General features: G+C 61.0%; 20 protein-coding genes. 9 read left to right on the top strand and 11 right to left on the bottom strand.

Annotated elements, in window-relative coordinates; genetic code table 11:
* Positions 1–3: 3 nt before the first annotated feature.
* Entirely contained in the window at positions 4–798 is a 795-nt protein-coding gene (locus tag BLL36_RS16840; protein WP_076952511.1) for an acetoin reductase, read from the bottom strand.
* 193 nt (positions 799–991) lie between these two features.
* On the opposite strand from BLL36_RS16840, the gene BLL36_RS16845 reads away from it, so the two are divergent.
* Positions 992–3,136 carry a TonB-dependent siderophore receptor gene (locus BLL36_RS16845; RefSeq protein ID WP_076952512.1) on the top strand — a complete coding sequence of 715 codons (2,145 nt, stop codon included), beginning with the start codon at positions 992–994 and terminating at the stop codon, positions 3,134–3,136.
* A 3-nt stretch (positions 3,137–3,139) separates the two neighbouring features.
* Here the strand turns inward: BLL36_RS16845 and BLL36_RS16850 are convergent, their stop codons facing one another.
* Together BLL36_RS16850 and BLL36_RS16855 are read right to left on the bottom strand one after the other, a co-directional pair.
* Positions 3,140–3,577 (bottom strand): carboxymuconolactone decarboxylase family protein, encoded by a 438-nt coding sequence (locus BLL36_RS16850; protein ID WP_076952513.1) that lies wholly within the window; start codon positions 3,575–3,577, stop codon positions 3,140–3,142.
* A 426-nt stretch (positions 3,578–4,003) separates the two neighbouring features.
* Positions 4,004–4,912, bottom strand: a complete 909-nt coding sequence (locus BLL36_RS16855; protein WP_076952514.1) for a LysR family transcriptional regulator — start codon at positions 4,910–4,912, stop codon at positions 4,004–4,006.
* Between the two features lie 205 nt (positions 4,913–5,117).
* Between BLL36_RS16855 and BLL36_RS16860 the strand changes: the two genes are divergently transcribed.
* Both BLL36_RS16860 and BLL36_RS16865 read left to right on the top strand, forming a co-directional pair.
* The gene (locus tag BLL36_RS16860; protein WP_076952515.1) at positions 5,118–5,519 is read left to right on the top strand and encodes a helix-turn-helix domain-containing protein; all 402 of its coding nucleotides are present in this window, start codon (positions 5,118–5,120) and stop codon (positions 5,517–5,519) included.
* Between the two features lie 59 nt (positions 5,520–5,578).
* The gene (locus tag BLL36_RS16865) at positions 5,579–8,341 is read left to right on the top strand and encodes an ATP-binding protein (protein ID WP_076952516.1); all 2,763 of its coding nucleotides are present in this window, start codon (positions 5,579–5,581) and stop codon (positions 8,339–8,341) included.
* Here BLL36_RS16865 and BLL36_RS16870 read toward each other — a convergent pair.
* Positions 8,288–9,811: a winged helix-turn-helix domain-containing protein gene (locus BLL36_RS16870; RefSeq protein WP_076952517.1), complete on the bottom strand. Its 1,524-nt coding sequence runs from the start codon at positions 9,809–9,811 to the stop codon at positions 8,288–8,290. The genes BLL36_RS16865 and BLL36_RS16870 overlap by 54 nt on opposite strands.
* Positions 9,812–9,906: 95 nt before the next feature.
* A complete protein-coding gene (locus BLL36_RS16875; RefSeq protein WP_076952518.1) occupies positions 9,907–10,857 on the bottom strand; it encodes a GlxA family transcriptional regulator in 951 nt (316 codons plus the stop codon).
* Positions 10,858–11,035: 178 nt separating this feature from the next.
* Between BLL36_RS16875 and BLL36_RS16880 the strand changes: the two genes are divergently transcribed.
* Together BLL36_RS16880 and BLL36_RS16885 are read left to right on the top strand one after the other, a co-directional pair.
* The gene (locus BLL36_RS16880) at positions 11,036–11,758 is read left to right on the top strand and encodes a pirin family protein (protein ID WP_076952519.1); all 723 of its coding nucleotides are present in this window, start codon (positions 11,036–11,038) and stop codon (positions 11,756–11,758) included.
* Positions 11,759–11,903: 145 nt separating this feature from the next.
* Positions 11,904–12,290, top strand: a complete 387-nt coding sequence (locus tag BLL36_RS16885) for a hypothetical protein (protein ID WP_076952520.1) — start codon at positions 11,904–11,906, stop codon at positions 12,288–12,290.
* A gap of 80 nt (positions 12,291–12,370) precedes the next feature.
* On the opposite strand, the gene BLL36_RS16890 is transcribed toward BLL36_RS16885, so the two are convergent.
* Positions 12,371–13,723, bottom strand: a complete 1,353-nt coding sequence (locus BLL36_RS16890; RefSeq protein ID WP_076952521.1) for a Fic family protein — start codon at positions 13,721–13,723, stop codon at positions 12,371–12,373.
* A gap of 369 nt (positions 13,724–14,092) precedes the next feature.
* Between BLL36_RS16890 and BLL36_RS16895 the strand changes: the two genes are divergently transcribed.
* The 4 genes from BLL36_RS16895 to BLL36_RS16910 all read left to right on the top strand — a co-directional run bounded on the left by BLL36_RS16895 (position 14,093) and on the right by BLL36_RS16910 (position 17,754).
* Complete coding sequence (locus BLL36_RS16895) at positions 14,093–14,821, top strand: winged helix-turn-helix domain-containing protein (RefSeq protein ID WP_076952522.1); 729 nt, start codon at positions 14,093–14,095, stop codon at positions 14,819–14,821.
* Positions 14,814–15,509, top strand: a complete 696-nt coding sequence (locus tag BLL36_RS16900; RefSeq protein WP_076952523.1) for a YuxH family protein — start codon at positions 14,814–14,816, stop codon at positions 15,507–15,509. The genes BLL36_RS16895 and BLL36_RS16900 overlap by 8 nt, the downstream gene beginning before the upstream one ends.
* Before the next feature lie 31 nt (positions 15,510–15,540).
* Positions 15,541–16,116 (top strand): winged helix-turn-helix domain-containing protein, encoded by a 576-nt coding sequence (locus tag BLL36_RS16905; protein ID WP_076952524.1) that lies wholly within the window; start codon positions 15,541–15,543, stop codon positions 16,114–16,116.
* A gap of 246 nt (positions 16,117–16,362) precedes the next feature.
* Positions 16,363–17,754 carry an undecaprenyl-phosphate glucose phosphotransferase gene (locus BLL36_RS16910; RefSeq protein WP_076952525.1) on the top strand — a complete coding sequence of 464 codons (1,392 nt, stop codon included), beginning with the start codon at positions 16,363–16,365 and terminating at the stop codon, positions 17,752–17,754.
* Positions 17,755–18,184: 430 nt separating this feature from the next.
* On the opposite strand, the gene BLL36_RS16915 is transcribed toward BLL36_RS16910, so the two are convergent.
* The 5 genes from BLL36_RS16915 to BLL36_RS16935 all read right to left on the bottom strand — a co-directional run bounded on the left by BLL36_RS16915 (position 18,185) and on the right by BLL36_RS16935 (position 23,125).
* Entirely contained in the window at positions 18,185–20,260 is a 2,076-nt protein-coding gene (locus BLL36_RS16915) for a YjbH domain-containing protein (RefSeq protein WP_076952526.1), read from the bottom strand.
* Positions 20,257–21,024, bottom strand: a complete 768-nt coding sequence (locus BLL36_RS16920; RefSeq protein ID WP_076952527.1) for a capsule biosynthesis GfcC family protein — start codon at positions 21,022–21,024, stop codon at positions 20,257–20,259. Before BLL36_RS16920 ends, BLL36_RS16915 begins: the two co-directional genes overlap by 4 nt.
* Entirely contained in the window at positions 21,021–21,674 is a 654-nt protein-coding gene (locus tag BLL36_RS16925; RefSeq protein ID WP_282957723.1) for a YjbF family lipoprotein, read from the bottom strand. Before BLL36_RS16925 ends, BLL36_RS16920 begins: the two co-directional genes overlap by 4 nt.
* Before the next feature lie 12 nt (positions 21,675–21,686).
* Complete coding sequence (locus tag BLL36_RS16930) at positions 21,687–22,799, bottom strand: polysaccharide biosynthesis/export family protein (RefSeq protein ID WP_076952529.1); 1,113 nt, start codon at positions 22,797–22,799, stop codon at positions 21,687–21,689.
* 86 nt (positions 22,800–22,885) lie between these two features.
* The gene (locus BLL36_RS16935; protein ID WP_076952530.1) at positions 22,886–23,125 is read right to left on the bottom strand and encodes a hypothetical protein; all 240 of its coding nucleotides are present in this window, start codon (positions 23,123–23,125) and stop codon (positions 22,886–22,888) included.
* Positions 23,126–23,301: the final 176 nt, after the last annotated feature.

A 23,301-nucleotide genomic window follows, 5' to 3' on the forward strand; every position in this document is an offset into this window, starting at 1 on the left:
GCATCAGCGGTAGACCAGGCCGCCGTCGATCAATGGCGCTTGCCCGGTCATGTAATCGGCGTCCGGCCCGGCCAGATAGGCGACCAACCCCGCCACATCCTCCGGCGTTTGCGCACGGCCCAGGGCGATGCCCTCCACATATTTCTTGTAGGTCGCGCCCACTGGCGCCCCGGTAATGTCAGCCATGCGCTTATCAATCTCCACCCACATGTCGGTGCCGACCACACCTGGGCAATAGGCATTGACCGTGATCCCGTCGCTCGCCAGTTCCTTGGCCGCCGCCTGGGTCAGCGCCCGCACGGCGAACTTGGTGGCCGAGTACACGCCCAGCAGCGCAAAGCCTTCGTGCCCGGCGATCGAGCAGGCGTTGATGATCTTGCCCTTTTGCTTGAGCGCCTTGAATTTCTTGCCAGCCGCCTGGATGCCCCACAGCACGCCCTGCACGTTGATGCCCAGGGTGCGTTCGACTTGTTCGGGGCTGACATCCAGCAGCGAATCGATCTGCGCGACCCCGGCGTTGTTGACGATGATATCGAAGCCCCCCAGGGTCAGGTGCGCGTGTTCCACCGCCGCGATTACCTGTTCGCGCTTGGACACGTCGGCGACAAACACCGAGGCCTTGCGTCCCAACGCCACGACTTCGGCGGCCACCGCTTCGAGCTTGGCGCCATTGATGTCCACCAGGGCGATATCGGCCCCGTCCTGCGCCAGGCGCAGGGCGATGGCCCGGCCAATGCCTTGCCCGGCGCCGGTCACCAGCGCAACTTTTCCAGCGATCACTTTTCCAGCGACACTCATGGCTATCTCCTGCAAATGATGAGGGAAGCCTTGTCTATCGCAAGTACGCCTTCGCCTGTCGAGGCGCGGAGGGATTGGTGTGTGGGTCGAGACGGGATGTCTCAAGGCACGAACCCTTCTCGCACCCTTGTAAAAGTGTCCGCTTGTGCCTAGCTTATGCGCCCCCCACCCTGCGCTTTAAGGCCCTGCCCCCATGGTTGTGCGTTTTCGTCCCATCGTCACCTCAGGTTTCGCCCTCGGCCTGCTGCTCAGCGACGGCATCGCAAGCAGCCTGGCGGCTGAGATCGAGCTGCCGGCGGTGACGGTCCAGGGCCAGGATGAGTCCGGCTACCGCAGTGAAACCGCCTCGGTGGGCGGCTTCGATGACGCGCCGCTGCTCGACACCCCGGCGTCGATCAGCGTGATCAACGCCGCACTGATCAAGGACCAGCAGGCGCGCCTGCTCAGTGAAGTGCTGCGCAATGACGCCTCGGTGGGCGACAGTTATGCCCCCATCGGCTACTACGAAAATTTTGTGGTGCGCGGCTTCTCGCTGAACGCGGCGAGCAGCTACAAGATCAACGGGCGGACCATCACCGGCGAGCAGAACGTCGCCCTGGAAAACAAGCAACAGGTGGAAGTGCTCAAGGGCCTCGCGGGCCTGCAAAGTGGCATCTCCGAGCCGAGCGGCGTGATCAACTACGTGACCAAGCGCCCGGAGGATGTGCGCTCGGTGACCGTCTCCAGCGACGATCGCGGCAGCGGTTATATCGCCACCGACGTCGGCGGCTGGTTCGGCAGCGAGCAGCAATTTGGCCTGCGCGCCAACGTGGCCCATGAAGACCTCAACACTTATGTCGAACATGCCAACGGCCAGCGGGACTTCGTGTCCCTGGCGTTCGACTGGAACATCAGCCCCGACGCCGTGCTGCAACTGGATGCCGAATACCAGAGCAAACAGCAGCGTTCGGTGCCGGGCTACCAGTTGCTGGGCGGCACAACGGTGCCAGACGATGCCTCGCCGAAGAAACTGTTGGGGCACCAGAGCGGTTCCAGGCAAGTGGGCATCGATGCGCTGAACCTCAACGGCAAGTTCGAATACCGCTTCAGCGATCAATGGAAAGGCAGTGTCAGCGCCGCGCGCAGCAAGGTGGTGATCGATGACTACAGCTCGTTTGCCTGGGGTGGCGCCACCAGCGGCGTCGGTAATACCTTCACGTCCGAAGGCAACTACGACATCTACGACTACCGAAGCCCCGACGACACCCGCCGTGACGATGAAGTACAAGCGGCGATGACCGGGCTGTTCGACACCGGCGGCCTGGGCCATGAACTGACCTTCGGCACCAGCGCGTTCCGTCGGGTGATTGACAAACGCAAGCCGGTCAACGAGTGGATCGGCAGCGGCAATATCAATGCCGACGCCCCCACCTTCACCCCGACAGATGTTGCGCTGAATGACAGCCACCGCAACCTGGACAGCCGCCAATACGGCCTGTTCGTCAGCGACCGCATCCGCCTCAATGAGCACTGGCAGACCATCCTCGGAGGCCGCGAAGTACGCCTGGATGAACAGGCCTTCGATAGCAACGGCACCCTGGCCCGCCATACCCGGCAATACGTGTTCCTGCCCCAGGCCTCATTGATCTACAAACCGATTGAAAACGTCTCGCTGTACACCTCGTACAGCAAGGGCCTCTCCCTGGGCGGCACCGCGCCGTGGTTCGCCGGCAACGCAGATGAAACCCTGGCGCCTACCACCTCGCGACAGATCGAAGCCGGGGTGAAATACGACTGGCGCCGCATCAGCTTTGCCGCAGCCGTGTTTCAGACGCGCCAGGCCTACCAATATGCCAGGCCCGACGGCGCAGGTGCCTTTACCTACGTGCAACAGGGCGAACAGAAGAACACCGGGCTGGAACTGTCGGCCAACGGCTGGGCCACGCAGCGCCTGCAGATCGCAACCAGTGTGGCGGCGATTCGTGCGCGGGTGAGCGGCAGCGGCACCCCGGAATACGAAGGCCATCAGGCGATCAACGTGCCCACGCTGCGCGCCAGTGTGTATGCCGATTATGCGCTGCCCTGGGTAAACGGCCTGGCGGTGCTGGGCGGTGTGCAGTACAGCGCGAAGAAAAACGCCAACCGCACCGGCAATGTAGAGGTGGGGGACTACGCGGTGGTCAATGTGGGCAGCCGCTACACCACGAAGGTGGACGGTTATGAGACGGTGTTTCGCCTGAGCGTCGACAACCTGTTCGACAAGCGCTACTGGCGCGACGCGGGCGAGTACATGGGCGATGACTATCTGTTCCAGGGCGCGCCGCTGACGGCGCGCCTGAGTGCCTCGGTCAATTTCTGAGATTTACTGGGGCATCTTGCGAAAACCCACCGCCAACCGATTCCAGCTGTTGATGGTGGCGATGGCCACGCTCAGGTCGACTTGCTCCTGGGCGCTGAACTCGGCGGCCAGCGCGTTGAAGTCCGCATCCGGGGCGTGGGTCTGGCTGAGCAGCGTCAGGCTCTCGGCCCAGGCCAGCGCGGCGCGTTCACGCGGGGTGAAGAACGGCGTTTCACGCCAGGCCGACAGGGTGTACAGGCGCCGCTCGGTTTCACCGCCCTTGCGGGCATCGGCGGTGTGCATGTCCAGGCAGAAGGCACAGCCGTTGATCTGCGACACACGCAGGCGCACCAGTTCCAGCAACGGCAGCTCAATGGACAGTTTGCCGACGGCGCCTTCCAGAGCGAGCATGGCTTTCATGGCATCTGGGGAGGCCGTGTAGAAATCGGTACGGGCTTGCATGGTGATACTCCGGAACGGTGGGGATTGGTCGCCAGGTTAGTCACCGAGGAGTTGGGGAGGAATATCCAATTGTGGGGAAGAACGGGTGACCAATTTTCCGTGAGGTATTACCGGGGCGAACCTGCTTTTCTGTGGGAGCTGGCTTGCCTGCGATGCAAGCAACTCGGTACATCAGGCATACCCAGTTGATGCCATCGCAGCATGGGTATCTACACAACGTTCAAAGGCTGACAAATCTCCCTGTAGTGAGCGGGCTTGTCCCGCGCTGGGTGGCGAAGCCGCCCCAAACCAGGCGAATTGGGTTTGTCTGAAACTGCGCGGCGTCTTTGTTGGGGCGGCTTCGCCACCCAGCGCGGGACAAGCCCGCTCACTACAAAAATGTGTAGATACCTATGGCCATCGCAGGCAACCCAGCTCCCACGTCGGCTAGACCACCCGCGCCATATGCTCCCCGATCCGCGCCCTCAACCACCGCTCCGCCGGGTCATTGTCATGCACCCCGCTCCACACCATCGATAACTCCGCGGCATCGATCGCAAACGGCGGGTCTTCTGCGCGCAAGGACGTGCCCTCGGTCAAGGCGCACGCCGCATAATCCGGTACCGTCGCGATAATCTGCGTACCCGCCAGCAACGCGCGCAACCCGCTGAACTGAGGCACCGCCAGTACCACCCGGCGCGCACGGCCGATTCGCGCCAGGTCCAGATCAATGTTGCCGCTCAAATCCCCCGAGAACGACACCATCGCATGGGGCCGCTCGCAGTAGTCATCCAGGGTCAGCGGCTCGATCCCGTCATCGCCACGCAGGACCTTGCACGGAATGTCCCGCAGTTTCTTACGCTTGGCATTGGCCGGCAGTTCAGTGGTGTAGCTCACCCCCACGGTAATCTCGCCGCTGGCCAACAGCGATGACATCAGCAGGTAGTTGGCCCGGCGCACCACCACGATGATGCCGGGCGCCTCTTCGCGCAGTCGGCTGAGCAACGGCGGGAACAGCCCGAATTCGGCGTCGTCGGAAAGGCCGATGCGGAACACCGCACAGCTGGTGGACGGGTCGAAATCCTTGGCGCGGCTGACCGCCCCGGAAATAGTGTCCATGGCCGGTTGCAACTCCTTGAGTATCGCCACCGCGCGTGGCGTGGGCTCCATGCCCCGCCCATTGCGCAGCAGCAACGGGTCGTCGAACAGATCGCGCAAACGTCCCAATGCCGCGCTCACGGCGGGCTGGCCCATGAAGAGTTTTTCGGCGACCCGGGTCAGGTTCTTCTCGAACATCAGCGCTTCGAAAATCACCAGCAGGTTCATGTCGACGCGGCGCAGGTCGTTGCGGTTCATGGCGATATCCAAAACGGTTGGCAAGCCCACAGGTAAGCATGCAGGCCGCGATCGGGATTGCATGCCTGTGCTGTCTTTTCCACGTCGGAACCTGGCGAAATTAACAACGATTAACTCGCCAGCCAGACGGTCCGGCAACAAGATTGGCCACGTCTACACTGCATCCATCCACCGGGAACGCTCCCATCGACTGCGGATAATTGTCATGGCCCGACTCGCGCAATATGCCCCTCCTCGTTTATCTGCCACCGGCGGCCTCTGCCCCCGGCGCGAGCGCATCGCCAAGCAATTGATACTCGCCAACCTCGGCGAAAGCCTGGCCATTGCCGACCTGGCCCAGGCCTGCGCGTTGTCGCGCAGTCATTTTTCACGTGCATTCAAGTGCACCACCGGGCTGTCGCCGCAGGAGTGGATTCGCCAACAGCGTATCCAGCGGGCCAAGGAACTGATCACCAGTTCCTCCATGAGCCTGACGCAAATCAGCCTGGAGTGCGGGTTTTGCGACCAGGCGCATTTCTGCCATATGTTCACCCGCAGCGAAGGCGTCAACCCGATGACCTGGCGAAATCACCACTCGCGCCAAAAGTCACACGTGATCGCGGCCTAGTGGTCTGTACGCAGCTGGAATATGCTGGCGGCTCCCTGTTTTGTGAGCATGGCCCGCCCATGAGTGACCTCAGCGACCAGGCCGTGCATTTCGGCCCCTATCGCGTCCACCCACGCCAACGCCTGGTGCTGGAGGCGGGTCGACCTTTGCGCCTGGGACGGCGGGCGGTGGATATCCTGCTGATCCTGCTGGAGCAGGCCGGCAACGTGGTGAGCAAGCAGACGCTGATCGCCCGCGTCTGGCCCAGGAACGTGGTGGAAGACGGCAACCTGCGCGTGCATATGGCGGCGCTGCGCAAGGCCCTGGGCGATGGCCAGGCCGGGCAGCGCTATATCGTGACCGTGGCCCAGCGTGGCTACAGTTTTGTTGCGCCACTGAGCATCGAGCCGATGACACTACCCACCGAGGGGGCAGCCCACTTCCAGGGCCACAACCTGCCCTTGCGCCGCACCCGCATGATCGGCCGCCAGGCCCTGATCGACAGCCTGGTGCGGCAACTGCCCGCCCAACGCTTTATCACCCTCACCGGCGCCGGCGGCATCGGCAAGACCACCGTCGCCTTGCGCGTGGCTGAGCTGCTGATCGGGCACTATCCCGACGGCATCCGCCTGCTGGACCTGGCGCCGCTCAGCGCGCCGTCGATGATCCTGCCCAATCTTGCCGCCCTGCTCGACCTGACCCACGCCGAACACGAACCCTTGGCCACCTTTGCGCGCAGCGTGCAGGAGCGCCAGATGCTGCTGGTGATCGACAACTGCGAGCACCTGCTCGACGACATTGCCATGATCTGCGAAACCCTGCTGCGTCACGCGCCCAGGCTGCACATCCTGGCCACCAGCCGCGAGGCGTTGCGTGCCGAGGGCGAGTACGTGCAGCGCCTGGAACCCCTGGCCTGCCCGCCGGCCACCGGTAACCGCGCCCAGGCGCTGGGCTATCCGGCCTTGCAATTGCTGATCGAACGGGCCATGTCCCATCAGGACAGCTTTGAACTGAGCGAAGCCGAACTGCCCCTGGCGATTGATATCTGCCAGCGCCTGGACGGCATCCCGCTGGCAATCGAACTGGTGGCGGCGCAGATCGAGCGCTTCGGCCTGCCCGGGCTGCTGGTGCAGATGGAGGACAACTTCCGCCTGCTTACCCGGGGCCGTCGCAGCGCCCTGCCACGTCATCAAACCTTGCGGGCCACGCTGGACTGGAGCTTTGAGCTGCTCACCGCCTGCGAGCAGATTTGCCTGCGTCGCCTGGCGGTGTTCCGTGGCGGGTTCAGCCTGGCCAGCGCGGCGGCGGTGATTGCCGGGGAACAGGTCGCGCCGGCGCAGGTACTGGGTTCGATTACACAGTTGGTGGCTAAATCCCTGCTGAATGTGGAAGCCGGCGATGACGAAATGGTCTATCGCCTGCTGGACATTACACGCACCTATGCGCTGGAAAAACTCAGCACGGCCGATGAGCTGCAGGCCACCCGCGAGCGCCATGCCGAGCGCTGCCTGACGCTGATGAACCAGGCCCAGGACGATTGGGAATTGATCGCGACCCAGCCCTGGATCGACCGCTATGCGCCGCTGCGCGAAGACATCCGCGCCGCCCTCGATTGGAGCTTGAGCGACCAGGGCGTGCCTTTGCTCGGCATTCGCCTGACCGTCAGCGCGATGCCGTTATGGCAAGAGCTTTCACTGCTGCGCGAGCACGGTTTGTACGTGGGCAAGGCCCTGGCGCGGCTCGAACAATCGAGTGCGCCGAGCCAGCGCTTGCACATGGCGTTGCAACTGGCACTGGGCAGTTTTTGCTATCACACCCAGGGGGGTACACCACAGACGATCGAGGCGTTCAGTCGCGCACGGCGCCTGGCGGAAGCCGACAAGGACCTGGCCGGCCAGCTGCGCGCCGTGTCGGGGCAGATGGCGGTGAACCTGTGCTGTGGCAATTATCACGACGCCTTGGCACAAAGCCTGCACTTCGACCAGCTAGGCCCCCAGGCCGACCCTTTGCTGGCCCTCAGCGCCCAGCGTCTGCGGATGCTGGCACAGCACTTCGCCGGTGAGCAGGCACTGGCGCAGCACACGGCCGAGCAAGTGATCCAGCGTATGGCCCAGAGCGGTCATCTCAACCGTTTTACCCATGGTTTTGGCGTGCAGTACGACCAGAGCGTTGCCTCGCTGACCCTGCTTGCACGCATCCTGTGGCTGCGCGGTTATCCGGAACGTGCATCGCGCACGGCGAGCCAGGCGTTGGCGCTGGCCTTGCAGATCAACCATGGTACGTCGATCTGCTACACCCTGGCGCTCGCCGGAGTGGTCATCGCCCGCTACAACGGCGACCGCGAGGCGGCACGCGAGCATCTGGACCAGTTGTTGCAGCAGGCGCAGAAACACTCGGTGCCGCTGTTCCACACCTGGGCACGCTGCTACGACGGCACGCTGCCGATTGCCGATGTGCAGGGGCTGGGCCTGGTCGAAGATATTCTGCTGACGTTCAATGCCATCGAGGTCAGTGACGCGGTGTTCGAGCGCGCCACACAGGGCGCGGCCGGCTGGTGCGCGCCGGAAATCCTGCGCCTGCGCGCGCAAACCCTGGCCGACCCCGACGCGCGCGAAGCGCTCCTGTTGCAAGCCCTGGCCTTGGCGCGCCAGCAAGGCGCACTTGCCTGGGAGCTACGGTGCGCGACCTCGTTGGCGCGTTCGTGGCAGACCCAAGGCCGCATCGAGGCTGCCCGCGACCTGCTCAGCTCAATCTACGCGCAATTCACCGAAGGCTTCGCCACCCTGGACTTAGTCCGCGTGCGCGGCTTGCTCGACGAGCTGCAAGACGAACGGCCGGCCTGAAAACGGCCCCAGGTAATGCCCATACCCCTGCTGCAAACGCGCCACCTGCACCGGGTCGCGCAGTTGCGCCAAGGCATAGCTGCGCAGGCAATTGAGCAGGCGGTAACGCGGTTCGCCAGGTCCCGGCTCGAGGGTCAGCAGCGACATCCCGACCAGACGGCCCAGCAGGTAGGACAGGTCGGCGTGTTCCAGCTCGGTGCCGGCGATCAGTTCGCTCAGGGTAGGCAAGGTCACCGCCATCTTGAACAAGCCCAATTGCAGGAACAGCCAGCGTTCGGGCAGGCTCAGGCGCTCGTAGGTCCAGTCCAGGGCGGCGCTGAGGGACCGGTGGCGCTCGACCGCCGTGCGACGGCCGCGGGTCAGCACCTGCAAGCTCTTGCACAACTGCTGCTGCAAGCCGCGCACGCCCAGGGCATCCACTTGGGCGGCGGCGAGTTCCAGGGCCAGGGGAATGCCATCGAGGCGCCGGCAAATATCACGTAGCGGCGCCAGGTCCTGGGGCCGCAAGACAAAACCCTGCTGGCCCGCACGCACCCGTGCGATGAAAAGTTGCACCGCCGGGTAAACCATCGCCTGCTCGACACTGCCCAGCGCCGACGGTGCAGGCACCGCCAGCCGGGGTACGCGCTGCACCCATTCGCCGGGCGCTTGCAGGGCCTCACGGCTGCTGACCAGTACACTGACCTGCGGCGCCGTTTCACCCAGCACGCGCACCAGGTGGCGACAGGCGCCGAGCAACTGATCGGCGCCGTCGAGTACCAATAGCAGTTGGCGGGTGGCCAGTTGGCGGCTCAGCTCGGTGGCGTTCGCGCAGGGCGCCAGATGCAACGCCGCGGCCACATGGCGCAGCAGACCCACCGGCGCCTCGATCGTGGCCAGGTCAACCCACCACACGCCGTCGCGATAGCGCGGCAACACACGCTCGGCCAATGCCTGGGCCAAGGTGCTCTTGCCGACGCCGGCGCAACCGGTGAGCGTCATCAGGCGTTGGCCGAACAAGCGCCGCCGCAGCACGCCCAGCAATTCATCACGGCCTATGACCGGGCTGAGCCGCGCGGCCAGGTTATGCCTGGGCAATACGCCCTGCACCGCGCCCTGCGCAGGGGCGGCGAAACAGTAGCCGCGTTGCGGGTCGTTGAGAATGAAACGTTGCCCGTCCAGCGCACGGCGCAATGCCGCGATATGCACACGCAGGTTGTTTTCTTCCACCACGCTGTCGGGCCAGACCCGCTCGATCAAGGTGGCCTTGCTGATGTACTGCCCAGGCGCCTGGAGCAGCACCGAAAGAATATCCAGCGCGCGGCCGCCCAAAGGCACCGGCAAGCCAGACTTGCTGACCAACCGCTGTTGCCGGTGAAACACATAGGCGCCGAAGCGCACCGTGCCATCAGCGTCAATCGCCTGAGGGTTGTTCATAGCTGTCATCGCGCTGAAACACCCGGCCTTGGGCGTCTGCGCATCCTTTTCCATGGGCTTGACGCTATCTTGCCAGTTGGCAATGGCAGGACAATGCTGGCACGGGGAGCGATACGGACAATCGGGTGCCCGTGACGGACATTCTGTCGCTAACTGAACTGCTGTCGGTATTGGGTCGGGTTCAGCCCCAGTTTTTCGCTGAATAGAAAGCGCATATGCCGCACGCTGCCGAAGCCTGCATGGAAAGCCACGGTCTTGAGCGGCAGGTCGGTGGTTTCCAGCAACTGCCGGGCGCGGTCGATGCGCGCGCCCTGCAGGAAAGCCATCGGCGTCATCTGCACATCCTTGGCGAACAGCCGCGCAAAATGGCGCGCGCTCATGCCGGCCAGCGCCGCCATGGACTCGATGGTAAAGGGTTGGTCCAGGTGCTCCAGCACATGATTCTGCACCCGGGTGATCGCGGTTTCCTGGGGAGCGACCGCCGCCGTCAGCGGGCTGAACTGGGCCTGGCCGCCCTGACGTTTCATCACCACCAGCAACACTTTGGCCACTTCGACGGCAACCTGTTTGCCGTGATCCTGGGCAACCACCGACAGCGCCAGGTCGATGCCGGCGGTTACACCGCCCGAGGTGATCAATCGCCCGTCCTGCAAGTAGATGCGATCGGTTTCAACGATCGCCTTGGGAAAGGCCTTGATCAGCCGATCGGTGTAGTGCCAGTGCGTGGTCACCCGGTGATCGTCCAGCAGGCCGGCATGCCCCAGCACAAAGGCCCCGGTACAGATCGAACCGAAGCGCCGCGCCTTCGGGGCCGCCGCGTTGAGCCAGGGCAACAAAGCGGGGTGGCATTCGTTATAGGCGCCGGGACCGCCGGGGACCAGCAGCAGGTCATAGGCGTCCTGGGCCTGGTCGAGCAGCACGTCGGTCTGGACCAGCACGCCATTGGACGCGCGCAACGGCCCTGCCTCTGTGCCGATGGTGAGGATCTGATAATGCGCCGCCGTCGGCAGGTAGCGATTGGCGATCGAAAACACCTCGAGCGGCCCGGCCATGTCGAGCAGGAGGAAGTCCGGAAACAGCGCCATGGCCACGGTTTTCATATTGGCTAAATCCATCAGAGGGAGTGCGGCGGCCATTATGCCACGTTGCTGACTGTCAACCACAAGGAGACAGTTATTCAGATTCAATCTTCTTAATGAATTACCCAGCAACCATTAATCTTCTTCTCAACGCCGGAGCACTGCATGTCGCAGCCCGCTCCCCTTTGAGGACAAGACCATGCTGACCCTTCGCAAAGCTTCCGAACGCGGCGCCGCCAACCACGGCTGGTTGAAGTCGTTCCACACCTTCTCGTTCGCCAACTACTGGAACCCGGATGAACAGGGTTTTTCCGACCTGCTGGTGATCAACGATGACCGCGTCGCGGCGGGCAAAGGCTTCGGCCAGCACCCGCACCGTGACATGGAGATTTTCTCCTATGTGCTCGAAGGCGCACTGGAGCACAAGGACACCCTGGGCACCGGCTCGGTGATCCGCCCCGGCGATGTGCAACTGATGAGCGCCGGCAGTGGCGTGGCCCACAGCGAATTCAACCACAGCCAGACCCGTGGCGTGCACTTCCTGCAGATCTGGATCGTGCCCGCCGTGGCCGGCGCCGAGCCGCGCTATCAGCAGGAGCACTTCAGCGAAGCGCAGAAACGTGGGCGCTTGCAACTGATCATCTCGCCGGACGGCCACGACGGTTCCCTCAGCGTGCGCCAGGACGCGCGGGTGTATGCCGGGCTGTTCAATGCCGGCGAAGCCGCGACCCTGGATCTGCCGCCGGATCGCCATGTGTACATTCATGTGGCCCGTGGCAGCGTTGAAGTCAACGGGCAGCGCTTGCAGGAAGGCGACGGCGCCCGCGTGCGCGATGAGCGCCAGATCCGCCTGAGCCAGGGCGAAGACGCCGAGGTGCTGGTATTCGACCTGCGCCCGCATGAACGGCCGCAGATGCCATGACCGGCCCTGCGATAGCCCGCGAAAACGGGCTATCGCTCGCGTCGATAGTCACCATCAGCCCAATGAAGTTCTCTTAAAAACTGCAACGCGTAACATCAAACCCATACCAGACACACCCCAACTTAAACACTCGGAGCACACCCTCATGAAACGTCAAATCTTGCTTAGCCTTGCTTTCTCGGTACTTGCTGCAAACGCATTCGCTCACCCGGTCGTCGCTGAAGGCGGTTCGGATCGCCTGATTGAAAGTCGTGTGGCAGAAAGTGGTTCCGACCGCCTGCTGGAACGTCGCGTAGCCGAAGGTGGCGCTGACCGTTTGCAGGAACGTGGTCTGGCCGAAGGTGGTGCTGATCGCCTGCAGGAACGTGGTCTGGCCGAAGGTGGCGCTGACCGTCTGCAGGAACGTGGCCTGGCCGAAGGTGGTGCTGATCGTCTGCAGGAACGTGGCCTGGCCGAAGGTGGCGCTGACCGCCTGCAGGAACGTGGTCTGGCCGAAGGTGGCGCTGACCGTCTGCAGGGTAACAATGCCTGACCCCGCGCTGCTTGCGGGAACCCCAAACCGGCCTGATCAGCCGGTTTTTTTTCGCCCTCGTTAATGCAGACGAATAAGTCTTAGCGCGCGCCAGCGATTTTTTTCAACTGGGCTTCGGCGTCTTCCCTGGCAATGTACAGAAAGGCTTTACCTTCCTGCACCTTGAGCAGCACCTTCATGCTTACCCATTTTTCCAGATCATTGCGGGCAGTGTTTTCCGAAATGTCATAGTCATGGGTCAGTTCCTTGGGTGTGAAGATACGCCCCGGGTGCTGGAGCACCTTCTTCAAGAAGTGACCCTGACGATAATTCAGGCCATCACTCAGTTGCAGCGCCTGCACCCACGTCATCAACTCAAGCGCTTCCAGCCTTTTGCTCTCGAAGTGACGCATGAAGGCACTCATTGCGCGCTCGACCACCCGCAATTGATAAATCACGAAGTACGTCAGATCAAAGGCATCGGTTTGAGTGTAAATATACGAGCGCCCATACTGCATCGGTGCTTCCTTGAGCAGGGCGCTGATGGAAATGTACTCGAACGGCCAATAACCGCTTTTGAGCATGAACCAGTAGAACAGACAGCGCGCGGTGCGCCCATTACCGTCTCGGAAGGGATGCTCATACCCCATCATAAAGTGCAGGATGATGGCCTTGATCACCGGATGTATGAACGGCCTCCCCTCCTGGCCATCATGCCGTTCATTGGCAAACTGGCAGAGCGCCTCCAGCCGGGCAGGCAACAGCGATGCATGCGGGGGCTGATGGACCACTTCGTCCCCCGGCCCCCCTACGAAAATGCCGTCATCCTCGCGGATATGACCCGGGCGAGCATCCTCTTCATCAACCCCTGCCGTTGCGATGCTCTGAAACTCGCAGATCAATGCAATGGAAAGGCTTTCATCCTTATTGAACTTGGCATGTTTCATCAGTTGATAATTGTTGAGGATCATCCGCTCGTCGTCATTCAGAGGCGCCCGCTCCTTGGCCAGCATGTCCTTCGCGATCTTCCGGGTCGTCGACGCCCCTTCCAATTGCGCGCTGGAAATGGCCTCTTCCATCATCAATGCGTCAACCAGGTACTTGGCATTGTCTCGATAGTGCGCCGAGGACGCCGCGGCCCCTCCCAACCGCGACGTCAATTGCTCAATCGCGTGGATCACCGCGTCGCAAAAATCGGTGGTGTACAGAAAAAACGGGCTGCCGCACTCGCTACGAAGTTCCAGGGATTTACTGCCACAGGCGCGAGCCAGCTTGATCGCCGCCCATGCAGCTTCCTTGGTCACCCCCTGTGATGGGTAGCGACGAAATTCATCCCAGTGCAGGTAACGACCTTTGTCATCGACAGCTTTGAAGACGCGAGCGAGATCAAACACCTCCATGCCATATTGATTCAGCAAGACGTTGAAATCGACGGGTTTATGGACCTTAGCCATCGGTGAAACTCAATTTTAGAAAATTGAGTTGATCGTTGCCCGCCTGCTTCAAAGTGTCAACCCCCACGCACTGAGCACTGCTGCGCGCCACCGCCGCGAGCACCTCCTTAGCGACACAAGGGTTTACCCGATTCCGTCAAAAAAACCGTTGGACTAAAATACTCATCCAGCATTAGAAATTTGCACTAGCATATGAGTACGTTCGTGCAAACACCCTCGCAATAACCGCGCATTGCCCCCTCTCTTCCCGCAAAAACAAAGTGGCGAATGTTAAAATTTGTCACGTTTTGCCGTATTCAATTCGATTAGTATCTAAACGCTAGCAGCGATTGAACTGACGGCCTTGCATGCCGGAAAAGGGAGTAGGTGATGCATTTTTCCAACGTCCTCGCTATTGCACGGACTCAATCTAAATCGGAGGATTTTCGGGCGCTGATAGTTCGCACCGTAGCGGATGATTTAAAAGTCGATACACGTTACTACGAACAACTAATCGACACCCAGGAAAGTCACGGAAGCTATCGTGCCATCATCATTGAAATCGACACGCCCTCGGCCAGCAGTCAAACCCTGGACATAATAAGAAAAACCCGAGACAACAACCCCAACTGCACCATTTTCGTGGTTGTCACCTTCGCCTCCACCTTGAGCAAAACAAAGTACTACCTGGCCGGTGCGGATTACTGCATCAAGGTAGTGGAAACCTCGCCTGAAAAAAAACTAAGCCTTTTTGATGCCTTTCTCACAGAGAGTGCGCGCCTGCATCGCTGTGGACTGGTGCTTGACCAGGATCGCATGTGCCTATTTGGCGACGGTAAAAAGCTGGAAATATCCTTTGTTGAAATGAAAGTATTGGAAGCGCTCATCCAGCGCCGACTGCTCAGTCACAATGAGATCGCTGCCGTCATGGGCCTTAATACTAAATACTACGACTCCAGAGCATTGGAAAAGTCTATCAGCCGACTGCGCAGCAAGATCAAGGCGCACTACGGCGACAATATCATCCAGAACATCCGCGGTTATGGATACAAACTAAGCCGGGGTCTTATTTGCGCCAGCCATTTCCAAGCCGCCAAGGAGAGGTCGATCCGTGAATAGCGAAAGAAAATCCTCTGCCGACCCTGTGGACTGTCACCTTGTCAGGCAAGCCATTGTTGATCGCAGCCACACGCTCTGGGGCAATGAAATAAGCCTGGCCTGCGCAGACACTTTCCCATCGCTGGAAGATGCCTACGGCCAGGCGCTGCTGCGCATCTGCGCACCGCCAAAAACAGCCCAACCTGTGGTCAGTCACAGGTTTCTGCGTATCGATCAAGCGGCCTTGATGAATGAGAGTCTTCACAAAAAGTTTGTCCAGGCTGCCCGGTCACTGGACAAACACAGCCACCCTTTCACCCTGAGCATCGATAACCCGTTGGACGCATTGCCCGGCCCGGTCGAGCGCAGGGCGATGGTGCGTCAGTTGTATAAGCTGAAGGACCAGTGCGGTATCACGTTTGCCTACAATAATTACAGGCTCGATACAAAGCCGGCCGACCTGCTGATTGATCTCAAGCTCTACGACTATATAAAAATGCCGTTCCCGGATTCCGCCCTGCGGCTGAGTTTGAATACGCGCTCCGATCTGTTCGACCGGCTCTACGACCGCATGCTAGAGCTGATCGATGCGACTCGAGTGTGTTTCATCGCCGACACCGTCGAGTTTGCCGACAGTGCCTTGCTGGCCAGGCATTTGCCGTTCGAATATTTTCAGGGCGGTTATTACTCCCCTGCCGACTGCTTATAACAATCGCATCTTACTGACATCGGTGGACACTATGAGCTCCCTCAAGAAACACACCTTTACGCCCACACTTCCTGCTATAGCCCTGCAAGACTTTACGTCCAATGCAGAGTTTGATAATCACCGATTAACCACTTATGTCATTACCCATACCCTCAGTTTGCCCTCTCACCCCTTTAACGCTGTGCGACAAGAATCCCGACTCCCCATGCCAAAGGATCATGACGGCGCCTCGAATAACCATACTCGCCCTCCGGAATTAGCCCCCGATCGAGCGCAGTTGCACCCTCAGGATTTCTGGCTGTTGACTCAACATGATCGAACCCTGGTCAAGGGCCGCCTGCGCATCTCATTGACCACGATTGAATCGGCGCTGATAAAAAAAATGCTGCACCATGAAGAACGCGTGGTCAGCAAAGAGGAGTTGATCCGTAATATAGGGCGCGAACCCGAGTTATATCGCGGCCTGGAAATGTGCCTGAGCCGGCTGCAGGAAAAGTTCAAGCGGGCCAACGACGGTGAACGCCTGTTTCGTGCGGTCAGAAATCGTGGTTATTGCCTGACTCAGAAAATAAAGAAGCCAATCGAATTGGCTCAACCCCGTCGATAAATATATAAATAACTTTCACCCTATCAGTTATCCTGCCTATCAGTACACTTTTCCAACTGCCGTTTTATAACACCCCCTCTAATAATAAGACACTGCTGACCTTGTTATAAGTCGTCAGCCAATGCTCCTGACCGTTCATTACTATCCATGGGTACGCGATTGCGCGTGCCTGTCATTTTAATGCGGTATTGCACCGCGTGATCAAACCCTGCCACTCAGCACGTGGTCACCACCGGGAGCAGAACTATGCTGAATAATACTAGAATGCATCGCAACCTGAGCCCCAAGGGGCTGACATTCTGGGGGCAATGGATGCTCGCGTCGGGCTTGGTCGTTACGCTGTTGTTTCTGTTGGTATTTTTGAAGACCGGTCAGTTGGAATACACCTATCGAATCCTGGCCGCGTTTACTATATTAGCCTCGCTACCGGCCTATAGCCTATGTGATGTTTATAGCAAGAAAGATGATTACAGCGTGGGCCTCGGGCGGTTGTTCATGGGGTGGCTGCTTACCGTGGGCATACTATTTATGGTGGGCCTGGCCTGTAACGCCAATTCGCTGTTTCCTCTGGAAATCCTACTGTTGTGGGCAGCGGTCAGTTACCCGCTGTTAGCACTGTGTTACATCCCTTTGCACAGCCTGTCCCGGTATTACCATCGCCAACTTCATCAACGGCACAAGTCATTGATCGTGGGCACCGGCAAGCTCGCCGTCGACCTGGCCAGAACCTTGTCCCGCCAGAAGCGCTCTCCTTTAGTGGGGTTGGTGGGCAGCCATGAGGATGCCGCCCAGGACGCGCAAACCCCGATACTGGGCGACCTGCCGCAGTTGCCGCACTTAATCCGGCAGCACGGCATTCGCCGGCTCTACATCACCCACTCGCTGCAGGATGCCACCCACATCGAGGCGCTGTACCTCAATCTGCTGGAAATCAGCGTGGACGTGATCTGGGTGCCGGACCTCAACAACATGCTGCTGCTCAACCACTGCGTGGCGGAAGTGGATGGGCTGCCGGCGATCTTCCTCAATGAAAGCCCGCTGACCAGCCGCCCCACCGCCGCGCTGAGCAAGTCGTTGCTGGACAAGAGCCTGGCGTTGCTGGCAATTGTGCTGCTGAGCCCGTTGTTGTTGGTGTTCGCCCTGCTGATCAAGCTCACCTCCCCCGGCCCGGTGATTTTCAAACAGGAACGGCATGGCTGGAATGGCCAGGTGATCAAAGTGTGGAAGTTTCGCTCGATGCGCATGCATGACGACCACGAGGTGCGCCAGGCCAGCCGCAACGACACACGCATCACCCCGATCGGCCGGTTTATCCGCCGCACCTCCATCGATGAGTTGCCGCAGCTGTTCAACGTGCTGCAGGGCCACATGGCCCTCGTCGGCCCACGCCCCCATGCCATTGCGCACAACGACTATTACTCCGGCAAGATTCACGCCTACATGGCGCGCCATCGCATCAAGCCTGGTATCACCGGCCTGGCGCAGATCAATGGTTGCCGGGGCGAGACCGAGACACTGGAGAAGATGCAAAAACGCGTCGATATCGACCTGCACTACATCAACACCTGGTCGCTGTGGCTGGATATCAAGATCCTGGTGAAGACGCCGTTTACCCTGCTGTCCAAGGATATCTACTGACAACAGAAGCTCGATGGGTCCCCGCTCTGGGGATCAGCTTCGCCAGAGGGATTTCAGTTGTACCTGCGAACGCAATCTCGGCAACGACCGAGACCAACTGTGGGAGCTGTCGAGCCCCGGCGAGGCTGCGAAGGCGGCGGTACATTCAACCTCTTCATCGCCTGACCCACCGCTATCGCAGCCTCGCTAAAGCTCGGGAGCTCCCACAGGGGATCGGCTTTGTCGGCAGGATTTCAGTTGTACCTGCGAACGCAATCTCGGCATCGACAGAGACCAACTGTGGGAGCTGTCGAGCCCCGGCGAGGCTGCGAAGGCGGCGGTACATTCAACATCTTCATCGCCTGACCCACCGCTATCGCAGCCTCGCTAAAGCCCGGGAGCTCCCACAGGGAGCCTGCTGCTGCAGCGGGATTTCGGTTGTGCCCAGGCCCTACTCAGTGATCTTGTCGATGTTCTTGTAGAACAGTTCACTGTCCCGTCCATCCGTCATCGAATGCAGTGAATAGGCACGATTCAACCGCGCGCCGCCATCGCGGGTCAGCGGGGCCCATACCAGGTTGGCGCGGCGCATGGTCGACAGGCTCATCAGCTCATCGAAGGGAATGGACAGGTAGAGGCCTTTGTCGAAGCTGCCCTCGCCAAACGCTTGCTTGGACACATTGGTACGGGTGATCCACCCGCCAATACGCACGCCATTGTTGAATTCGCGCGACAGGTCCAGCGTCGCGCCCCAGTCCCTGGCCAGGTAGCGGCCGACGCTCAAGGCGCCCTGCAGGTTGAACGGCAGGTCGGTATAGCCGGTGATATGCCCGGTTACCGTGCGGTAATCGCGCAGGCTGAAGTCCTGCTCGAAGCCGCGCGGGCGCACGTAGTTCAGGTCAGCGCCCAGCGCCCAACCCCGGCCCATCGGCCGGTACAGCACTTCGCTGCCGACACCGGCATACATCGACTCGAGCAAACCGCCGTAGACCATGCCGTACAGATCCTGGTCCAGGCGCCGTGCATGGTTGAGCTGGAACGTCGGCAAGGTCACGTCGGCGCTGGTCATGTACTTGCGCAAGTCGGTACGTACCCGTGGCAATCCGGTGGGGGCGTCATAGGTAAAACCATCGTAGTTGTTGAGCAGGTTGACGCTCAGCAAACCGCTCCACCAGGTGTTGCGGGTAAAGCGGTATTCAGCGTCGAGGTCGGCGGAAACCTGGTAGAGCAAACCATCCGGCCCGCCGACGTTCTGCTTGTAACCAAGGCCCAAGCCATAGCTCAAGGGCTTGGGCGGCTGGGTATAGAGCACCGTCTGGGTGCGCTCGCTGGCGCGATTGACCTCGACCTGGCGGTGCAGGTTTTGCAGGTCTTCGCGGTTGTTGACCACCTCACGGAAGGTCCCGCGCGGCACGCTGGTTTCCTCCATCGGCATGGCGTAGCGCTCGCTCACCAGCGTGAACCAATCGATCTGCTCATTCACGCTGTTATCCAGGATACGACTGGCGCGCCCTACCGCCTTGGCGCTGTAGAAGTAGCGCTGTTGTTCGCCATACACCAGCAGCTCGGGTCCGCGCTGGGTGATGCGTTGCACGTTGTAGCCAGCATTGTCGTGCAGGCGCTGGGAGACCGCTGCCCAGTCCACCTGGTCGGGCGGCGTGGACGGTGTCTTGGCAGGCAGTGGGGGCGCCGGTGGGTCGTAGGTTTTCAGCGGTGCCTTGCGGCTGACGAAATTGGTGTGCAGGGTGATGCCGAACATGGCGGTGTTGCCACGTTCCCAGGCAGCACTTACGTCGATGGCGTCGGCCACCTTGTAGACCAGGCCCAGGTTGACCGGCGAGTCCTGGCGAAATGAGTTGTCACGAGGTTCGTTCTTGTAGTCGTTGCCTTCAACCTCAAGCTTGAGGCTCAAGGGCGCCCAGGGCGTCTGGTAGGCGATACCGCCGAACAACGCCGGCCGGCCGCGAAAGTAGCCGTTGGAAAAGCTGCCGGAACCTTCAGCGACGGGGCGTCTGTTGTACCGATCATCCAGCATGCCCAAGGGGTTACCGAAATCACCACGGCTGCCCAGGTAGCCCCAGGCGATGCCGGCGCTGAAATCCACATCGCCATAACGCTTGTTGACCACCAAGTACTCGCTGGAGAACAACCCGGTGCCGCCCAGGTCCATGAAGCCCAGTGCCACCTCCGGTAGCCAGTGGCTTTCCTGATACAGGCGCACCTTGGCGTCGACCGCCTTGTCCTTGTAGCTCTGGCCGCCGCTGAACGACTCGGCGCCATAAGGGCGGTTGGTGATGGCGGTGTAGCGAAAGGTGCCTTCCAGCCAGTCCAGCGGCTGTGCCGAAAAACTGTAGCGGCTGTAAGGCTCGGTGCGGTTGGCATTGATGCTGAGCTCGCCGACGGGTGCCATGCGTGCGGTAGGGGTTTGCAGCAGCCCCACGCCGCCGAAATCGCTCTGGGTGTAACGGGGGTCGCCATGCGCGACGCCACAGGGCACCAGCAGCACGGCCGCGATACAAAATTTCAAGGCGTGACCTCGGCCAAGGGTTGGGTGGCGAGAAACTCGGCCAATTGCTGATTCAATTCAGGGGTGGGCGTCACCAGGTCGTCGCTGCGAATCGGCACCAGCAGCGTGCTGCCGGGCGCGGGAGGCGCGCCCTGTTCGCGGTTCCATGGCGCAATACCCAGGCGCGTGACATGCCCGTCGGGCTGGATCAGCCACAGGTAATCGCTGTCCGCCGCGTTCGATGACGGGCATGCGCCGAGGTAGTCGCGGGCCTGGCGCAGCGCCTGAAACGCCAAGGTACACGGGGCGGCAACCGCCCCCAGCACCCGCACGCTGTCAGGCCTCGGCGGGTACACCAGGCGGTCGCCTTCGCTGACCGGCAGGTTCGGCGCAAAGCCCACCTCCACCGCCACCGGGTCGAGCATCGCCACCTGGCGACCGGTCACCGGCAATGCCTGCACCTGTTGATAGAGCCGCGCGGCCACACGGGCTCGTTCTTCGCGCCCGTCGGCCAACGCGGCCTGCTGCAGGGTCTGCAAATCAAACAACACGCCGGCCTTGAGCCGTGCCTGGGGTTCGCGCAAAGGCTGACGCAGCCAGGCAGCGGCCAGCCAATAGCCTTGGGCATCCGGTTGCGAGGCGATGATCAGATCCAGCAAGCGCGCCTCGGCTGGCAGCGCGACAGGGCCAGGGTTACGCACCTGGCCGCTGACCGTCATGGCGGCCTGGCCCACACCGGCGCAGCTCCACAACAAGACCAGCGCCGCGAGTGTTGGACGGGTCATCGGGCGTCCTTACGGCTGGGTTGCAGCTGAGTAATGGTCAGGGTCAGGCTGGGCGTGAGGTGCTGTTCGCTCTGCACGATAAAACCGTCGCTGGGGTCGACCCAATAACGGTTGCGCGCATGAAACTGCGGCGCCTCGATGTCTTCGTCCACCCGCAGCAAGGCGTAGGGTTTGTCGAGGATCTGGAGGGTCTCGATACCTTTGCGGGTCAGTCGGCTGGTGAGCGTGACGCCCATGCGGTAACCCTCCACGACGTCGAGCTGGCGCGTACTGCGATAGCCATCCGGCACCTGGTGCAACCCTTGCTGGAACGGCGATTGCCCCTGCCAGCGCGTACCGTCCAGGTCGGCGCCCAGGCCGACCGTGCGCACCACCAGGCCGTTGCGCAGCAGCACGACCTGCTTGCCGGAGGCGACCCAGAATTGCAGGTCGCCGCGCTGGCGAATCAGCGCCATTGTGCCTTCGCTGGACATCGTGGCGACCTTGATCTGAGGAAAGGGCACCGCATCCAACTGGGCCTGGCTCAGCGCCAGGGGCGCGGGCCCGGCCACGGCCGCCTTGAAGGTATCCAGAGAGGCCTTCATCAGCGGATTACAGCCAGCCAGCAGCCACGCCGCCCCCATGCACGTCATGATTTTCAGAGTGTTCACGCAGGTTCCACCTTATCGGTCGCTGGCTTCACTCAGGTTGTTCTGAGTGGACGCGCCGATCCCGACGATCGTGGCGGAAGGGATCAACTGGCTGATAAAGCGGTTCCAGCGCGTGATATGGGCGGGGCCGACAAACACCACATCCTGGGGCTGCACGTTAAAGCGCGTGGCCAGGGCCATGGCAGAAGGGGAAGCCGCTTCCAGCTGGAACACCTTGGCCGGTTCCACATCGATGTGCTGCGCGCCGCGAATCACGTAGATGGCGTCAGCGTTGGAGGTGTTCTGGTTGACCCCGCCCACCGAGCCGAGCACGTCCGAAAGGTTCATGCTGCGGGTCTTGAAGCTCAACGCGCGCGGTTGCATCACCTCACCCATCACGTAGATGCGCTTGCGGTCGTTGTAGGCCAGGTACAGCTGGTCGCCGTCCTTGAGGTACACGTCGTTCAAGCGCGACTGCGCAAGGTTGAGCGTGTCCAGATCCAGGGTATAGCGCTTGCCGCCACGGGTAAGCGTCAGGTTCGACAGGTCGGCATTGAGCGGGTCGATCCCCGAAGTAGAAACGGCCTCCATGACCGTCATCGGAATCGTGGTGATCGGCAGCGGCCCCGCCTTGGCGACCGCGCCGGTGACCACCACGCGCTGGCTGGCAAACCGCAGCACGCTGACGTCTACCTGCGGGTTGTCGATGTATTGGCGCAACTTGTCGGTGATCTCACTGCGCAGTGCTTCAATGGTGCGCCCCTTGGCCACCAGTTCGCCCACATAGGGGTAGAACAGATTGCCTTCGGGACTGACCAAACGACCGTTGGCGTCGATCTGCTGTTGCGGGCCGGAAGGTGCGGTGAGTTCCGGGTGATCCCACACAGTGATATACAGCGCGTCATTGGCGCCGATCAAATACGGTCCAGGCTTATAACTCAATAGTTGCGCCGGGATGGAATAAGGCACTTGAGTGGCTGCGTCCATGGCGAGCAACTTCGGAGTGATCGGGATTAAATCCACCCGACTGTTTTCCGACCCGCCATCCTGGGTCAACGCCGCCGTGTCCATATATTGGCCAGGGGCAAACATGCAGCCTTGCAACAATGCCGCGGCCACGGCCGCAACGGAAAAAATACGCATCATAGTGCTAGGACACTCGCGATAAACGACAAGAAAAAAAGACCACTTGGGCGGGGAATCCAAGCGGTCGAAAAACAGAAGGGTTACAACTAGTTGCCGGTACCTGTGGTGCCGGTCGTGCCAGTAGTCCCCGTGGTGGTGCCGCCGTTGGAACTGCCGCCGCTGTTGGAGGCAGCGGCGACGCCGGCAACAAGGGCGCTGGTGAGCAGCACGGTTTGCGCCACGGTCACCGTTCCTACCACGGGGGTGCTAAGCCCCAACGGCAACTCGGCAGCCAACACGGACGTACTCAAGACACTGAGTACAATGACAGCCAGTGCTTTCTTCATAACAGACTCCTTATCGTCAATGAGTGGCCAGGCCGATAGTGCCATTCAACTAAACCGCCTACCAGACAGCTAATGTTTAGCCGGGTTAGTTGAAAATAACGTTTTCCCGGCCAAGCGCCCGGCCCTCAATGCCTTGCTCGCCACTGTCGTTATATAAAACGTTATTAATTGTCGAA

Origin of the sequence: Pseudomonas cedrina subsp. cedrina (genome assembly GCF_001983175.1) — a bacterium.
Classification (GTDB): Bacteria; Pseudomonadota; Gammaproteobacteria; order Pseudomonadales; family Pseudomonadaceae; genus Aquipseudomonas; species Aquipseudomonas cedrina.